Source organism: Vibrio sp. 10N.222.52.C12 (assembly GCF_041474215.1).
GTDB classification, from domain to species: Bacteria; Pseudomonadota; Gammaproteobacteria; order Enterobacterales; family Vibrionaceae; genus Vibrio; species Vibrio crassostreae_C.
The window spans coordinates 1-18,678 of sequence record NZ_JBFRTR010000096.1 but is presented as its reverse complement, the minus strand read 5'-3'; the positions used below and the strand labels follow the sequence as shown (position 1 = coordinate 18,678).

Sequence of the window (18,678 nt, the reverse complement as noted above, 5' to 3'; positions counted from 1 at the left end):
TATTATTTCCCCTGCTTTGCAGTGCTAAGTTCTTCTGAATTTGTTTCTTGTAAAGTTGTCTCTACTGAGTAGAAGCCTGTCCAGCTGTATACTTTGCCGTTCAGTTCTACCTTGTGTTCAGTGTTGTCAGTCGCACCAAGTTGGTTGCTGATCATCACGGTCACATTTGATTTTTCTGTGCTGATTTCGACGACTGAACCTACATTTGTATGCGCGACAACCTTGATGTCTTTCACAACGCCGCGAGCATTGACTGATTGCTCGAACTCTTCGTTGAAGTAACCGTGCGTTTCAAGAACAGAAGCGAACAGTGTTGTTTCGCCCTTGCTACGTAGAATGAAAGCAGGCTCTGAGCGTAGGTTGAAGCTTGGGTCGTTAGCGCCAGTGCGAGTAAAGATAACTTCAGCATTGTCGTTAGACGTTGCACCTAGCCATGTGTAGTAGGTGTTGTTTTGTAGCCAGCTTACAATTGCTGTTCCCTTCACTTCACCGCTTGCGACGTTCCATAGGTGTTGGTAACCGAAATCGTCACCTAGCGTGTTCAGCTCTTTGTTTGCTTGGTATTCAAAGTTAGTGCGAACAATCTGACCTTGATATTGGTGTGAGTAGTCGTATTGATGCTCGCCTTCGCCGCCTTTCTCAGAATCTAAGCGGTATAGGTCTAACAATAACGGAGATTCTATCTCTTCAAGGTTTAGCATGAACACGCTGCGTTGCATGTCAAAGCCTTGGTAGTGATCGTTAGCAAATGCACTCATGCCGTTGATTTGCTCGTCTTCTACTTTGAAGAAGTGTGGTAAACCGTGTACAGCGTCTGCACGTTCAACGTCAAAGTTGTTCTGACATTTTTCATCAATCGTGACTGCGTTGTGAGCAATCGTTTGACGAGCGTAAGATTTGTTTTCGTCTAGGTAGCGGCCGCCGAATTTAGGCTCCACGTTAACCCAACGACAGAAGCCGTATTCGCGTAGCACTTCTTGACCGCGGTTGAAGAAAGAAATACCCAGCGTATCAAAGTTGCCGTGACCCATGCCGTGTTGGCCGTAGTTCATCACAAGTTGAGAAACGTCGCCTTTCTTATCCTGCATGCGGATAAAGCCTTGCGCGCCGTTGTGACCTTGAGGGCCTTCATTCAATTCAACACTAGGCCAGAAAGGCATGCCGATTTCTTTCTCCGCAGAAGCGGCTTCGTAGGCTTTAGATAGCTCAAGACCACATGGGTGCATCCATACTGCGTCTTGAATCTTCGCCATACCCAGAATATTTTGGTCTACGCCGTTTTCAGAAGAGTAATGCTTGCTGTAAACACTTACCGCAACCTGAACACCCATGTCAGTGATACCCATGGTACGAGAAGCATCATTCAGAGCTGGGAACTCACCGTTCGGGTAAGCCGTCGCAAGCATCGCTTGTACTGTGTTACCAATCACGCCGCCTTTGTAGTTGTAGATATCAACTTCAGGCATATGACGGTGAATCACTTCAGCAAACACACACGTTGGACGAATCGCGTAACGGTGGTAGTAAGGACCTTCCATGTAGTAGCCAGAAGGTGCAAATAACTGAGAAACTTGCGCTAGGAAACCGCCAGTATCATTACGGTCAATGCCGTACACTGACATTTCTAGGTATTCACGTTTGCCTAAAGCAAGACCACAAATACCCACAGCGGCTACAGCCCAAATACCGTGATTGTGAATACGGTCGAAGTCGTGTGCGTATTTAACGGTGAACATTTCTAGCATGGGTTCAAAAATGCGAGACTCAATGTTGTCACGCTGCTCTTGTGTCAGTGTTGAAGCAACACAAGAGTAAGCTAAGCTTGAGAACATTAACCAACAGTGTTCGTTCAGGATTTGGTGGAACAAACGACCTGTAGGGTTGGTGTTTTTCTGTACGTGGTAATCAAACGTTAGATATTTGTCTGCGTACTCTTCTAGTAATTCAGTAACAAAGTCAGCGTATTTTTGCTCTTTAGTGATCAAGAACATGCGACCAGCTAGATTCATGTACGTGTAATTTTGCTTATGGCGGTTATGTTCGTAACCCCCAGCTTCACCATGACCTGGGACATCAATAGGTAAACGCATGAATGCTTCTAGATCTTTCGCGTTCGCTGCAATGGTTTTGCCCATTAAGCTAGAACGGCCCACTTCAAGATGAAGCTGCTCGATTTCTGCTTCAGTCAACAATACTGGTTTAGTCGTCATATTCTTTGTCACCCTCAATAAAGAGTTTATCTGCTTAAACTTTGATTAAATTTTCAAACTCCATATAAAGTAATACAATATGAGCTTTAATTATACCTATTCGTCGCTAAATGATGAGTAGAGTCACATAATTAGCCATAAGTCATTGATGTAGCTGGCTAATGGTAAATATTAGCCATTTATTAAGTTGTTGATTTATTTACGCTATATAAAGTATCGCTTGATCAATATCACACAAATTTAGATATATTGTATTACAATTAGGCTCATTCCCTTATGATGGATGCAAGTTAAGTAACACTTAAAAGATTTAAACAGATTAGGAGATACACAATGAACTCTTTCTTTATCCTAGATGAAAACCCATGGGAAGAACTTGGTGGCGGCATTAAGCGTAAAATCGTTGCTTACACTGACGATCTAATGGCAGTACACCTATGTTTTGATAAGGGCGCGATTGGCCACCCTCATACTCACGAAATCCATGACCAAATCGGTTACGTAGTTCGTGGTAGCTTCGAAGCTGAGATTGAAGGCGAAAAGAAAGTCCTTAAAGAAGGCGATGCTTACTTCGCTCGTAAACACATGATGCACGGTGCTGTTGCACTAGAGCAAGACAGCATCCTTCTTGATATCTTCAACCCTGCGCGTGAAGATTTCCTAAAATAATAAACAGCGCAACCTCAGTTGCTAAGGTAAGCATATGAAATCATTAAACATCGCGGTCATTGGCGAGTGCATGGTTGAGCTACAAAAGAAACAAGACGGGCTTAAGCAAAGTTTCGGTGGCGATACACTAAATACTGCACTTTACTTGTCTCGCTTAACAAAAGAGCAAGATATCAACACGAGCTACGTAACAGCGCTAGGCACTGACCCATTCAGTACCGACATGTTAGAAAAGTGGCAAGCGGAAGGTATCGACACTAGCTTAATTGCTCAGCTTGATCACAAACAACCAGGGCTTTACTACATCGAGACCGATGAAACTGGTGAACGCAGTTTCCACTACTGGCGTAATGATGCTGCAGCAAAGTTCATGTTTGACCAGGAAGACACGCCTGCTCTACTTGATAAGTTATTCTCTTTTGATGCGGTTTACCTAAGTGGTATTACGCTTGCTATCTTGACAGAGAATGGACGCACGCAGCTATTCAACTTCTTAGACAAATTTAAAGCGCAAGGCGGCCAAGTATTCTTCGACAATAACTTCCGTCCAAAACTTTGGGAAAGTCAACAAGAAGCGATTTCTTGGTACTTGAAGATGCTTAAGTACACTGACACGGCTCTACTGACGTTCGATGACGAGCAAGAGTTGTACGGCGACGAAAGCATTGAACAGTGTATTGCACGTACGTCTGAATCTGGTGTGAAAGAGATCATCATTAAACGTGGTGCTAAAGACTGCTTAGTAGTTGAAAGCCAAAGCGCTCAGTACGTTGCTCCAAACCCAGTAGACAACATTGTTGATACTACAGCGGCTGGCGACTCGTTCAGCGCGGGCTTCCTAGCTAAGCGCTTAAGCGGTGGCAATGCACGTGATGCAGCGTTGGCAGGTCATATTGTGGCAGGGACTGTGATTCAGCATCCAGGTGCTATCATTCCTCTAGAAGCGACGCCTGATCTGTCTCTATAATTACGCACTTTAACTATTAATCAAGGGTTTGCTTAGTTGAAAGCAAGCCCACATTTAACGTGAGAAAGAATTCATGACTACATTAAATGAACAACTAGCAAACCTAAAAGTAATTCCTGTAATCGCTATCAACCGTGCTGAAGACGCTATCCCTCTAGGTAAAGCACTTGTTGAAAACGGCATGCCATGTGCAGAAATCACGCTTCGTACAGAATGTGCAATCGAAGCGATTCGCATCATGCGTAAAGAATTCCCAGACATGCTAATTGGTTCAGGTACTGTACTGACTAACGAGCAAGTTGATGCATCTATCGAAGCTGGCGTTGATTTCATCGTAAGCCCAGGTTTCAACCCGCGCACTGTTCAATACTGTATCGATAAGGGTGTTGCAATCGTACCGGGTGTTAACAACCCAAGCCTAGTTGAGCAAGCAATGGAAATGGGCCTTCGCACGTTGAAGTTCTTCCCTGCTGAGCCTTCTGGCGGCACTGGTATGCTTAAAGCACTAACAGCGGTTTACCCTGTTAAATTTATGCCTACTGGTGGCGTAAGCTTGAAGAATGTTGATGAATACCTATCGATCCCTTCTGTACTTGCGTGTGGCGGTACTTGGATGGTTCCAACTAACCTTATCGACGAAGGTAAGTGGGACGAACTAGGCAAGCTGGTTCGTGACGCAGTTGATCACGTTAACGCTTAATCTGTTTTAGATTGAGTGATGAAGCCTCACCTCGGTGGGGCTTTTTGTTATCTGTCATTTATTGCGCTGACTAACCGTAAAACACGCTCAATCAACATTATGTTTCCCCCACACCTTATCGCCTTTCTCTCTATGGGCTCGTCCAGCTCCGCGACTAAGACAGGCAATAACAAGTAATGTAAGCGCACGCATCTAACGAAGCGTTACTGGTGCCCCCTATCGCCTATCCAGCTTCTTATCCAGCCCCTTACCCAGCAATGTTCCTTTTCGATACGTCATCAAGCATCTCTCATGGCATGCACTGAAGACCACAATAGACAAAGTGCACCGCAAAATGTGTCCCGTCCGTCCAGTTTAACGCCCACTCAGTGACAAAAATTCCAAATATGCACCTCTATGGCACGAAAAAATGAATAAATAGCATAGAAAGGCTACAGAGCCGCAGACAAATACAAAATAGCGAAGTGAAAACAATGAGCTACACTTGAAATCCCAATACAGAATTTTTCAGTATAGAGTTCCAAATTAACGTGAATGTCGTCGCACAACACACCAATTTGTAGCACATTTGTTACGGTTATAATTAAAATCTTATAGATACGGCAAAGTAAGCGCTTTTGTTTATATTGTAATACATATAAACATTTAACCCTCAATTTATTTTAGATCTCAAACAAAATACACTCACATTTAAATTCAATTAAAACAAATACTTATATAACCACGTGTTAGAGGCCGAAAAATCAATGCGACCTAGATCATACTAAAGACATATTGTAGTACAAATAAACCTTGGGACGCGTTAATCTAAGCCCAGTTAATTATGATATTTAAAAGGCTGAAAAGATGACTATTGATACTTTTGTTGTTCTCGCCTACTTCTTCTTTTTAATCGCGATTGGTTGGATGTTCCGTAAGTTCACCACCTCTACAAGTGATTACTTCAGAGGGGGCGGCAAAATGTTGTGGTGGATGGTTGGTGCAACTGCCTTCATGACACAATTTTCAGCATGGACGTTTACAGGTGCCGCAGGACGCGCATTCAATGACGGTTTCGTTATTGTAATCCTATTCTTAGCCAATGCTTTTGGCTACTTCATGAACTATATGTACTTCGCTCCAAAGTTCCGCCAACTTCGTGTGGTAACGGCGATCGAAGCTATTCGTCAGCGCTTTGGTAAAACGTCTGAACAGTTCTTCACATGGGCAGGTATGCCGGACAGCCTTATCTCTGCAGGTATCTGGCTAAACGGTCTAGCTATCTTTGTAGCAGCGGTATTCAACATCCCAATGGAAGCTACCATTGTGGTAACGGGTATGGTTCTAGTATTGATGGCAGTAACCGGCGGCTCTTGGGCGGTTGTTGCTTCTGACTTCATGCAAATGCTTGTAATCATGGCCGTGACAATCACTTGTGCGGTAGCAGCTTACTTCCACGGTGGCGGCTTAACTAACATTGTTGCTAACTTCGACGGCGACTTCATGTTAGGTAACAACCTAAACTACATGAGCATCTTCATCCTTTGGGTTGTATTCATCTTCGTGAAGCAGTTCGGTGTAATGAACAACAGCATCAACGCATACCGTTACCTATGTGCAAAAGACAGTGAAAACGCACGTAAAGCGGCAGGCCTAGCATGTATCCTTATGGTTGTTGGTCCACTAATTTGGTTCCTACCACCTTGGTACGTTAGTGCATTCATGCCTGAGTTCGCTGAGCAATACACATCAATGGGCGACAAAGCCGGTGATGCTGCTTACCTAGCATTCGTACAAAACGTAATGCCAGCAGGTATGGTTGGTCTTCTTATGTCAGCAATGTTCGCTGCAACGATGTCTTCTATGGATTCAGGTTTGAACCGTAACGCTGGTATCTTTGTAATGAACTTCTACAGCCCGATTCTTCGTAAAAATGCGACTCAGAAAGAGCTGGTTATTGTAAGTAAGATAACGACTATCATGATGGGTATTTTCATCATTGCGATTGGTCTATTCATTAACTCTCTGCGTCACTTAAGCTTGTTCGATATCGTAATGAACGTAGGTGCGTTGATTGGCTTCCCAATGCTTATCCCTGTCCTACTAGGTATGTGGATTCGTAAGACACCTGACTGGGCTGGTTGGTCTACTCTAGTGGTTGGTGGTTTCGTTTCTTACATCTTCGGTATCTCTCTGCAAGCAGAAGACATCGAGAACCTATTTGGTCTAGAAACAGCGCTTACAGGCCGTGAATGGAGCGACTTGAAAGTAGGTCTTAGCTTAGCTGCTCACGTAGTGTTCACAGGTGGTTACTTCATCATGACTTCTCGCTTCTACAAAGGCCTATCGCCAGAGCGTGAGAAAGAAGTTGACCAACTATTCACTAACTGGAACACGCCGCTTGTAGCGGAAGGTGAAGAGCAACAAAACCTAGATACTAAACAGCGTTCAATGCTTGGTAAGCTTATCAGCACAGCAGGTTTCGGTATCCTAGCAATGGCTCTGATTCCAAACGAACCAACAGGACGCTTGTTGTTCCTACTATGTGGTTCAATGGTACTAACCGTTGGTATCCTATTGGTTAACGCATCTAAAGCTCCGGCTAAGATGAACAACGAGTCAGTTGCTAAATAGCTAAATAAGCAGCTAACAAGTTAAACCAAAATGAAGCCCATGTTATTCGATAACATGGGCTTTTTGTTTGTCTTCGGTTTATCAAAACGGAATATGAAACGCACCTCGATCAATGCTCACAAACCATAGAAATACCTATCTCCTGCCCTCGTTTCATCTTCTTTTCCAACCTTTCCAATGGTTTGATCTCTTTCTCTGATTGTTTCTGTTACTTTGAATGACAACACAAACACAACAGACAATTACAATGAAAAAAACATCACTATTACTTGCTTCCATTGCTCTGGCACTTTCTGGTGTCGCACACGCTGACCAGCTAGAAGACATTCAAAAATCAGGTACTCTGCGTGTGGGCACCACAGGTGACTACAAGCCTTTCTCTTACTTCGATGGTAAAAGCTACTCTGGCTACGATATCGACGTTGCACAGCACATCGCGGAACAATTAGGCGTTGAATTGAAGATTGTTCGTACCACATGGAAAGATCTACTGGCCGATCTAGACGACGATAAGTACGACATCGCAATGGGCGGCATTACACGTAAAATGCAGCGTCAGTTAAACGCGGAACAAACTCAAGGCTACATGACCTTTGGTAAGTGTTTCTTGGTTGCAAAAGGCACCGCAGAACAGTACGACAGCATTGAGAAAGTGAACCTCTCTTCTGTTCGTGTGGGCGTGAACATTGGCGGTACTAACGAGATCTTTGCCGACGCGAACTTGCAGAATGCAAGCTTCACACGCTACGAGAACAATCTCGACGTACCGAAAGCAGTAGCAGAAGGCAAAGTTGATGTGATGGTAACAGAAACGCCTGAAGGTCTATTCTATCAAGTGACTGACGAACGTCTTGAAGCGGCACGCTGCGAAACTCCATTCACCAACAGTCAGTTCGGCTATCTGATTCCTAAAGGTGAACAACGTTTGTTGAACACGGTGAACTTCATTATGGATGAGATGAAATTGAAAGGTGTTGAAGAAGAGTTCCTGATCCACAACTCCCTTAAGTAACTCTTTTCAATTTATACCGTAACAAAAAAGAGGCCAGCAATGCTGGCCTCTTTCGTTATGGTTTAATGGTTCGCTTTTAGTTTAATCGTTAGATTCTAATAGCTAGCCTCCAATTTAGCGTTAACCGTGAGTGATGACATTTTGTTGCACTAACGCATCCAAAATATCCGAAGGCATGGTGCTACTTAAGGTTAGCTGTGGCGCAAGGTCTTCAACCACAATCACCTGTTCCGTAGTACCTAAGCCATCCGGGTTGATCGTAAGCTCAATATCATCCCCGTCCACTTTCGCGTCTATCTGTTTTAGCAACGCGGTCATGTCTGGAGATGTATTTTTAAGCTCCGGCAACACTTCTCTCAAGTCAATACTGTCCCCTTCCGACAAATCAAAGTCGGTAATCGTATCTTCAACACCATCTTCGATGTTAAGCCATACGAACGAGTCCATACCATCACCACCAGTCAGAATGTCTGAGCCTCCGCCGCCAATCAGGGTGTCGTTACCGTCACCGCCAACAAGCGTATCGTCACCTGCGCCACCTTCAAGTCGATCATTCCCTGAACCACCCGTTAAGTCAGTCGCATTAGCACCAGCCAGTAACTGAACATCATCGGTTTCCGAAGCCAAGTTAATATCAACTGCGTTAGACACAATGTTCAAGTTAAGGTCAATCGATGCAGAGGTTGCTGTATCGTTGTTGTCAGTCTCTTCAGAAACCGCCTCGACTTTCAGTGTGTAGTTACCTGGAGTTTGAGAAAGCCCAACCGCTTGCAAGCTTTCAATTGCATCTGCCGTTGCTACCCAAACACCACCGCCAAGATCCGTCACAGAACCCGCAGCACTGGTGATTTGAGCGCCAGCAGGTACATCACTGATATGCAGCGTTAGCTCTTCTGTAATGTCCGTTAAGGCTGCGATAATCCCAACTAAAGGAATGCCACTCGCACTCACAGACTGACTCGCAGTAATGTTTCTCACGTAGTTAGTCGCACTATCGATAGACAGGGTTGGTGCATTCGCCACTGGCGTCACCGCGATGTTGTAAACCACAGGTGCTGTCTCTATCGCAATACCTGAAGGGTTGCCGCTGTCTTTGGCAACAACTTCTAATCCAATGCTATTGGTTGGAGACAGGCTCGCATCAAGGAAAACACCATTTGGACTGGTTGGCGTATCAATCAACGCATTCAGGTCACTCAATGTCCCCACTAAGATGACTGAACCCGTGTTGTTGCCGTTAACAACAACCGTCGTCACTGCTGGAAGTGATACATTCAATGTACCGTAATCCACCGTCAGCGTGACGGTCATCAGATCATCAGAAAATGTATCTACATAATCAGGGTCACTGACATTGATACCACTCAACAGTTGACCAGCATCCTCGTCAATAACCATAGTGACACTGTCACCATTAACGACCGGTGTATCGTTCACTCCATCGACAATCGCGGTGATCTCCGCTGTATCCGTTAGGAAGTCATTAGCGCCGTTGGTTGTACCATCATCCTCTACGGTATAGGTAAACTTAACGTTGCCGTTGTATTCATCAGCTGCCGTAAATACCCAGTATGGGCCAGTGATCGTAGCATCATCAGCACCACCTACGTTCTCGAAGCGTTGTAGTTGACCTTGGCCTTCATCGAGCGCCAGATTAGTCACGGTAATCGTGTCGTTTTCCGGATCGCTCGTCGCAGCAATTAAATCGCCCTCTTTGATGATCAACTGACCTTCTTCAAGGATGTTGCCTAAGTCGATGTCCGTTGCTACAGGAGCGTCATTCACTTCCGTTACTTCAAGACTAATTTCAGCACTGTCGGTTAGGAAGTCATCCGCGCCATTAGTTGTACCGTCATCAGTAATTGAGTAATTGAATTTAACGTCACCGTTAAAGTCGTTGTCCGCTACAAATAGCCAGAATGGTCCGGTAATCGCCGCGTCATCGGCGCCACCTGCATTTTCAAAGCGGGTTAGTTGGCCTTGTCCCTGAGTCAGAGTTACACCAGTTACTGTTAAGTTGTGGTTTTCTGGGTCAGAGCTTGCTGCAATTAAATCCCCTTCAACAATGACGATTTGACCATCTTCTGCAATCGAACCTAAATCAACGTCTGTCGCGACAGGTGCATCATTCACTTCCGTTACGATGAGGCTAATTTCAGCGCTATCGGTCAAGAAATCATCCACACCATTGGTTGTGCCATCATCGATAATGGAATAGTTGAATTTCACATCACCGTTGAAATCATTATCTGCAACGAACAGCCAGAATGGTCCGGTAATCGCCGCGTTATCGGCGCCACCTGCGTTTTCAAAGCGCGTTAATTGGCCTTGTCCTTGAGTCAGGGTTACACCCGTAACCGTCAGGTTATGGTTTTCAATGTCAGAACTTACTGAAATCAAGTCTCCTTCCACAATCACTATTTGACCATCTTCAGCAATCGAACCTAAATCAACATCTGTCGCGACAGGCGCATCGTTCACTTCCGTCACCTTAATGGTGAACGTAGTTTGATTAGTTTGAGCCGTATTCGGATCACCCGCGTCAATCAAGCCGTTATTACCACCATCATCGAGCGTTGCATTGATCGTGACTAAACCACTCTGGTTGAGGTAATTCTGGTCTGGATCGGGTTTGAACGTCACTGCTCCATTGGTCAATGCGGTATTGATGTCGGCTTCTTTACCGGTAATCACCAATGAGCCACCAGGTTGCAATACAAACGTCACGTCAGGTGAGCTCGTAAACTCAAACACACCTTGCGCTCCCGGAAGTGTTTGATCGACTTGCAACGTAAGAACATACGGAGCGTCTGGATTATCAAAGTTAGCATCAACGTCGTAGATACTAAAGTTGTCGATAGCAACACTAATGTCTTCCGATGTTTCAATATTCGTTACGTTCACAAAGATCGGTTGATCGTTAATAGGATCAATCACCAGATCAACATCGAAGCTGGTTGGCGTCCCCAAATATTCGGTGTTATCAGCGTCAGTATCCACAGAGCGAACGGTAATCTGCAGCGGGCCATTAATGCCTAATACATTACCCGTATCGCTATTGTGTTCACCTGAATTGAATACGATCTTATCGAGCGACTGTGCAGGAACATCAAGTGTCCAAAGCTGCGTAACTGGATCATAACTAGCCAAGGTTGTGCCGTCTGGATAATAGATAGAGGCATCTTGAGGAACGCCCGCAACTTCTACTCGAAGTGTCTCTGGTGCATTCTCGGTATAAGTGCCGTTGCCCGTTGCAGATAGCTCTTTATCCAAAATCGTCGCATTGATTTCGATATCAATGTTTTGACCTTCGTTACCTGTCACAGAATCTGTTGGATTAGTATCAACATCATCACCCACAGGTACCACATGCAGCTTAAAGCTTGGCAGATTTGATGCTGCAGTAGGCACACCCAACAAAGATTCTTGAGTAAATACGGCAACACCAAATTCAGCCGTACCACTGAAGTCCTTAGGCGGTAAAATCGAAATCTCACTCAAGTCGAACGATAACCCTGATGCTTGAGGTAGTTGAACACTCCACTCACCACCACCATTATTCTTCACCGTGTATGCCGAACCAGCATCTGCACGCATCTGGAAGCCATCAGGTACATCTGTAAACTTAATCGACACAAACTGTTCTGAGCCATCAAGGTCGGTCAGTGCAATCGATACAGGCCCTGTGCCCGACAAAGAAATCAGCTGGTCCTCAGTACCCGTAATCTCGATAACATCAGGATCGCTACCCGGGCCAGTGACAGACACGTCATCCACCACAGGAACGACTTCAAAACTGACATTGGTAGAGAAAGTATCGGTATCAGTCGCGCTGCCAGTTGGCGAAGCTGCATCATTGTATGTAGCAGTATCGGTAATCGTCCCGCTGACATTCACTTGCACCTGATTTACGTCATTATCTGTTGGGTAATTTAACGCCGGTCGGAATAGTACATTATCCAACGCGCCTGCATTAATCTCAGCTTCATTAAAGGTCACCGATGTGCCAAGCGATACCCCTGCGCTGGTATAGAAAGCCCCAACACTCGTGTCATTTAACGTCAGTGTGATAGAGGTGAATTTTTCGTCACCACCTTCAACTCCGCTTACTTGGTCATCAATGGTCGAGCTGAAATCAAGTTGGATATAGGTATCTTCGTAGCCGACTGGATCTTGCCCTGCTTGACCGTCGGTATCGACAGGGTTAAACGAATCGTCAAGCGAACCAACGACAGTAACGTCAATATCTGGGTTACCTTCAACATCAGGAGCAACTTTAATGACTACTTCTGTCACTAGAGTTTTCTCATCCCCCGACAATACGTCTTTAGTTACTATCGTCAACGGCAACCTAAAGTCGCCGGAGTAGTCGGCTGGTAAGTTAAGCAGTAGTCCAGAGAGGTCGGTCGAGACCCCTTGATCGACGGTAGTCTGGAATACATATTTGCCATTAACAAAGTCTAGGTCGCTGCTTCCCGATAAACTAATTGGGAAGGTGACTTCGTTCACCGCTCCTGGATTAATGGTCACACTGTCATCAATAATGATGGTCACTTGATCAGTTGAGTCATCTTCGCCCGAGAAAGTAATTAAACCATTCAATGCCGTACCTAGATCTAACTGGGTGTCCTCAATCGCATCAACAACACTGTCTGGTGTTATATCAATATCGGCTGCAACCTTAGTACTCCCAGCCACCACTTGAGGGAATGACAGAGTGACTTCTCCGTCCCTACGAGCGGCCGTAGATGACTCAACCTCAGCACCATCACCTCGGTCTATTACCGTGCTAAAGATATCCATCTTGATGTCATTGAACCCTCCTGCCCCGCTGTTTCCTGAAGGAAGAACAAGGCCGTTCGATGCACTGATGCTAAATATGTCTTCATTCGTTACAACCCAGCGCCCATTGCCTTCATAAGCAGCGCCAATAACGAGCAGTTGATTGAGTACAGCATCTGATAGCTCCGAACCGTCCACGTTTGTTAATTCAATAACTAACTGGTCAACTTCTTCGATAGCGGACGAAGCATCTGTTTCTTGATATCGAATGACGAACTCATCCGTAACCGATGTATTATCGCTGTTGGTTGTGAACTTAAGCACGCCAGTGTTTGCATCAGCAACTACGGTTGCTAGTGCTCCAGTACCCAGCACATCATCGACGATAAGCTTGTTGCTAGCGTCTTTCGGCTCAACGACTGGACGTACGATAACATCAATCGAGCCCGTGATTGTCGCGGTAGCGATGCCCTGACCAGGATCAGTCGCATCAACATACTCATGATCTCGCTCTTCGATCATGACAACCGTATTAAGCGTAAAGTCGGTGCTCGAGTCTTGTTCAGGTGTGATCTGAATAAAATTATTGTTCAGTGCAATTTGAGTAAACTCTTCTGCCGTCTGTCCACTCTTCGGCGTAATGGTTAAAGTGCCTGCTGAAGCATCGTAAACCCAAGTTACATCGCCATTAACCACAACACTTTCAACATCTGTCGGAATGGCACTGATCACAATAGAAGTGAAATGCTCATCATCATCAATATAATCAGTACCCTCTGGGTGCCAATCAATACTGATCGCCGTATCTTCATCGCCATTAGTGACTGTGCTGTACGTCGCTGAGGTATCGATTCTAGGTTCGACCAACACTCGCACTTCTTGGTCAAACGTAAGCGTATGACCGTCATTCTCAGTCACGATCACTTTACCCTGAATGTGAATGTTCTCTGTTGAAGAATCGACAGATCTGATGCGGATTCCTGAGGTTTTACCTGCGTCAGTGATGTTCGCTTCGTAGATAGGTTTAGAAAGATCGGGGCTACCACCCGGACCGGTTTCGTAACCGACAAAGTTAAGGTCAATAATGGTACCGTCACCGTCTTCCAGAATAACGCCATCAGGAATACCCGAGAGGATAACGGTTATGGATTCTGAACCATCGTCAGGTAATGGGGTTTGATCTACTGCTGCAGGATCAGGTCTTCTCTCTCCCGACAACACGGTGAAATCAAGCTCGGCGTAGCTGTCTCCATTCTGGCTCTCTTGGATCGTGGTTTGAACACCAGGTGTTGTGCCATCGGTGATTGCTGTCCAAGCCGAACCGTTTGTACCGCCATAAGGAATATCTGCAACCCCTTTAACCTCAACGTTAACCGTTTTAGTTCCTAGGATTTCTTCATCAACTTGTGCACCAGTAGAGAGGTTCGCAGTGTCTTTAACCACACCGGTTACATCAAAAGTAAAATCGACATTGCTGTGTTTAGTCGGAACAATCTCTACGTTGGCGAGATCGGAATACGCCACTTCCTGATAATCAATACCGTTAATGGTGATTGTAGGAACTGGGGTCGTAGTTCCAAGGAAATAAAGCACCGCCCCTTCGGTAATATTACTGATACGAACAAATAGCTCTTCCGAACCATCAGTGTCCACTGAGCCGTTCATTGTGATGACTTCGTCTAGCGTGAAGGCATCTTTGTTGTCCAGAGGACCTAGGTAGTCTGGGTCATCAATATTGTCTTCGTTAATACGAATCCTGTTAACACTGAATGAACCAGGATCCGCGTCGGCAGTCACATCAATGATAATATTTTGCTCAACAGAGCGAGCGGTCGTTTTGTCTAACCCGCCGTTCGCTGAGTCATCGTATGGGTTAAGCGTCTCTTCCGTAATTGCCGTCGCTTTGAACTCAATTTGTCCAGAGAAGTTGCCGATTGGGTTAACGACTGTGCTATTGATATCAGCAGATGCGATGATATAAACACCATTAACAGGCGTTAACACATTGCCATTTTGATCAAGTAACTCAAACTTCCCATCACCCTGAATCGCTTCAAGTTCATAGGTAATCGTCTCAGTATTACTGTTATCTTGCGATTCAGCATTCAGCTGCAACGTAACATTGTCTTCATCTTCATTCACTTGATACTGATAAGTACTGTTGGCGTCATCCCACGTTGCAATATCCGCTACCGCTTCAATCTCGATTCTGAAGTTTGAGTTAACGGTGTGATCCGTATTGCCATTTTTCTCAATTTCTAGCTCATAACGAACGCGCCCACCAGTTTCATCCGAACTAGCGTGTTGGTCCGGAACAAAGAACAAGTTGTCTATCGTCGCAATAGTTTGTCTTGGCTCATTCGGATTTGGAGCAAAGCTTTGTTCGAGTTGAGGAGGACCAAATATAATGCTCCCATTTGACTCAGGCACTAATTCAATGTAGTCAGCACCATCAAAGTAATAAAAAGTACCTTGATGACTATCACCTCCGTTCGGGCTTTTAATCGTCAACTGGCCAATAGATTCAGCGTTATCTTGGTCATACAGACTAACTTGCAGCGCAACTTGAGCTGGCGCATTAGGCAAACCATTTTGGTTATCTTGAATATTCTCAAGAGCCGGCTCATCGCCTGTTGCATAAGGTATGGTTGAGTCTCTACCCGCATCCTCGAAGGTCGTCACTTTCAGAGCGATTCTTGTAGAGTCCCTATCAGTAATCGTTATATCTAACGGTGTTTCAGAGGTATCTAAATCGCCATCCGTCGCAATCACATTAATCGAAAAATCGATGGTGTCTAGGCCGTCATGATCGAGATAGCCGTTAGCTCTAAATTCAACCTCGCCATTTGAGTTGATACGCAAACGCCCTAGCTCACGGGTGTCCACGCCACCACTACCATCGTCGGTTTGTTCGTACACTCGTACTTGTTGACTACCGCTATTTAAATCGAAACTGCTGCTGTACGGCCCGCTGTTTCCTGTACGGAAAACAATATCTGCACCATTACTGGTAATGCCCTCAATTCGACTCAGTACCGCGCCATCCGCGCCGACATCCGTCGCATTAGCAAACATGTCAACTTTGGAATTACCATAGCCCTGGCCTTCAATTCGTGTGATCGATTGAGTTGTCACCAATGGAACATCATCAGTCACCGTGATTTTCAAATCGATCGCGTTTGATTGGTCTTGATCAAAATCTTCTGCAACAACAGAAAAGTTAAGGTCAATTGCGTTTTCATTCGCGCCATCAGGGTGCTTAAGTGGTTTAAACAATTCAAACTGATAGCTGTTATCCGAGGTATCGAAAATAATCTCAAACACAGCTTCATTACTCGTTGCAGTTTGAGCAACGTAAGTAAATGTTGTGCCGCTTTGTGAAACAGCAAGCCACTCTAAACTTTCTCCGTTGGAGGTTAAGCCAGTCAGAACCAAATCTTCATCAACCAGTTCATACTTCACAACACCATCCGCGCCTTCATCGACAGTGAACAGGCCATTAATACTGGTGTCTTCAGATTGATCGGAACCAATACCAGTAAGATCGTCTTCATCGACAACCGTTTCACCCGTCGGCGCACTCATTACTGGCGCATCGTCTAGCACCTCGATTGGCAATACATATTGGTTAGAATCATCGCCGTCACCATCAACCGCAACGACATCAAATGGAATCGTTAAGGTATTGGAATTCGGGCTTGTTGGGTGGTTTAGAGGACCTAGCAACGTAAACGTATAAGAGCCGTCATTCGCTAGCGCGAGCGTGAAGATAGGAGTTCCACTTGTCGTCGTACCTTGATAGGTCGTTGTGTTGGCGGCACCTGTGACTTCTGTAATAGAAATCGCTTCAGTTCCAGAGGTCAATGTCGCTTCAAGCGCAGAGATATTACGCAGTTCGTAAACCTCTACTTGGTCTGCACCTTCTGTGGTAACAAATGCACCTGTTGCTTGAGAAATCGCAGAGCCGAGATCATCTTCATCAACCACAAATGTGCTGGTCGCTGTCGTATCGGTAATGACAGGCACATCATCGGTGATAGTAACGGTCAAAGGTTTCATCACAGAGTCGGTATTGTCTTGGTCGACCGCGATCACTGGCAGAGTGAATACTTGATCGTTGTTGCCTTGCACAGGCAGATGATCGAGCTCTTCCAACAAAGTGAAGGTGTATTCGCCTAGCACTACACTATTAAAAGTGATGGTAAAGATATCCGTTTGAACACCCCCACTCTCAACGAAACCAATATAGGTTCCGCTGTTGGCTGGATCTTCTTTTAGCTTAACAACCAGACCATCCGATTTTAGGTCCCCAGTTGTGTTGAACTGCGCAGTATCAATACGGAAGTGGTTCACATCATCACTACCAGATGTAAACGTCATTGTTCCGGTTTGAGTGACCGTTATGCTCGGAGAGGTGCCATCAAGCAAGTTTGCTTCAGCCAAGGCGACTGGTGGTATGTTATCAATAACAGGTGGAGCACCATCTGAAATGGTAAGCGTAACGGTCGACGTGACTTCGTCACCATCTTTATCTTCAGACGTGACCGTAATAGTCTTAACAATATCGCCCCCTGAATGATTGAGGTTGCGATTAGGTTCGAAACGGACATCACCTTCCAGAGTGATATACAGTTTACCTTCAGCAACAGGGAAAACCTGCTCTCCGGTTGTCCCCTGAACTAACGTGTACACGTTGTTATCGTAAGTAAACTGGGTAATCGTTGCCCCGTCGGCACTTTGGTTTGGCATTACATCGACAGTACCTGTCGTGACAACACCAGCGGCTAAATCAGCCACCGTTGGTTCCGTAATGCTCAGCGTTTGATTTTGCATGCCTTGAACATCATCGCTGACCGTCACTTTCAATGGCGACATCAATGAATCATCACCGTCGCGGTCTACCGCATAAACGGGTAAATCAAAGCTCAATTCATTATTTGCTTGGCCATCAGCATGATCTAACGCTTCAAGTAGAGTAAAGGTGTATTCACCTACCGTGCTAGTAGAGAAGCTAATCGTAAAGACAGGAACTTCTGGGTTGGCTCCGTCTTTCACAAAGCCGATGTACCCCCCAGTCGTGTTTGGATCCGCTTTAAGCTCAACGACCAACCCATTCGATTTGAGCAAACCATTAGTATTAAATTGGTTCGGTTCAATGCGGAAACTGGTCACATTATCACTTTGATTGGTGAACTGAATAGTCTCAGTTTGACTCACCGGAGCATTGCTCGCTGCCGAGCCATCTGTAAGGTTAGATTCTGATAAAGTGACACTTGGAATGGTGTTGATGATTGGAATATCACCATCGGTGATGGTTAAAGTAATGGTGGATGTCACCGGATCTTTATCAAAGTCACTTGACGTCACTACGATTGTTTTAACGATGTCTTCGTTGTTTGTATGATCTAAATTTCGATTAGGTTCAAAACGTATTTCACCTTCAAGGGTAACGAACAGTTTGCCCTCAGGTACAGTAATAAGCTGCTCTCCCGTTAAACTCTGATCCAAGGTGTAAACGGTATTATCGTAAGTGATCTGGGTAATGGTCGCGCCATCAGCACTTTGAACTGGCATCACATCGACAGTGCCTGTCGTAACAACACCGGCAGCTAAATCTGCAACCGTTGGTTCCGTAATGCTCAGCGTTTGATTTTGCATGCCTTGAACATCATCGCTGACCGTCACTTTCAATGGCGACATCAATGAGTCGTCACCATCACGGTCG

General features: G+C 45.2%; 7 protein-coding genes. 5 read left to right on the top strand and 2 right to left on the bottom strand.

The window, feature by feature from the left end:
• Positions 1 to 2 precede the first annotated feature (2 nt).
• Complete coding sequence (locus AB4623_RS17290) at positions 3 to 2,210, bottom strand: heparinase II/III family protein (RefSeq protein ID WP_372147014.1); 2,208 nt, start codon at positions 2,208 to 2,210, stop codon at positions 3 to 5.
• 333 nt (positions 2,211 to 2,543) lie between these two features.
• On the opposite strand from AB4623_RS17290, the gene AB4623_RS17285 reads away from it, so the two are divergent.
• From AB4623_RS17285 to AB4623_RS17265, 5 genes are all read left to right on the top strand, one after another.
• Positions 2,544 to 2,879 (top strand): cupin domain-containing protein, encoded by a 336-nt coding sequence (locus AB4623_RS17285; RefSeq protein ID WP_009846518.1) that lies wholly within the window; start codon positions 2,544 to 2,546, stop codon positions 2,877 to 2,879.
• A 34-nt stretch (positions 2,880 to 2,913) separates the two neighbouring features.
• A complete protein-coding gene (locus tag AB4623_RS17280; RefSeq protein ID WP_017061485.1) occupies positions 2,914 to 3,846 on the top strand; it encodes a sugar kinase in 933 nt (310 codons plus the stop codon).
• 73 nt (positions 3,847 to 3,919) lie between these two features.
• Positions 3,920 to 4,546: a bifunctional 4-hydroxy-2-oxoglutarate aldolase/2-dehydro-3-deoxy-phosphogluconate aldolase gene (locus AB4623_RS17275; RefSeq protein ID WP_017069898.1), complete on the top strand. Its 627-nt coding sequence runs from the start codon at positions 3,920 to 3,922 to the stop codon at positions 4,544 to 4,546.
• 846 nt (positions 4,547 to 5,392) lie between these two features.
• Positions 5,393 to 7,159, top strand: a complete 1,767-nt coding sequence (locus AB4623_RS17270) for a sodium:solute symporter family protein (protein ID WP_017061487.1) — start codon at positions 5,393 to 5,395, stop codon at positions 7,157 to 7,159.
• A gap of 247 nt (positions 7,160 to 7,406) precedes the next feature.
• Entirely contained in the window at positions 7,407 to 8,171 is a 765-nt protein-coding gene (locus AB4623_RS17265; protein ID WP_017067326.1) for a transporter substrate-binding domain-containing protein, read from the top strand.
• 120 nt (positions 8,172 to 8,291) lie between these two features.
• Here the strand turns inward: AB4623_RS17265 and AB4623_RS17260 are convergent.
• A partial coding sequence (locus AB4623_RS17260; protein WP_372147012.1) for a cadherin-like domain-containing protein occupies positions 8,292 to 18,678 on the bottom strand: 10,387 nt, incomplete at its 5' end.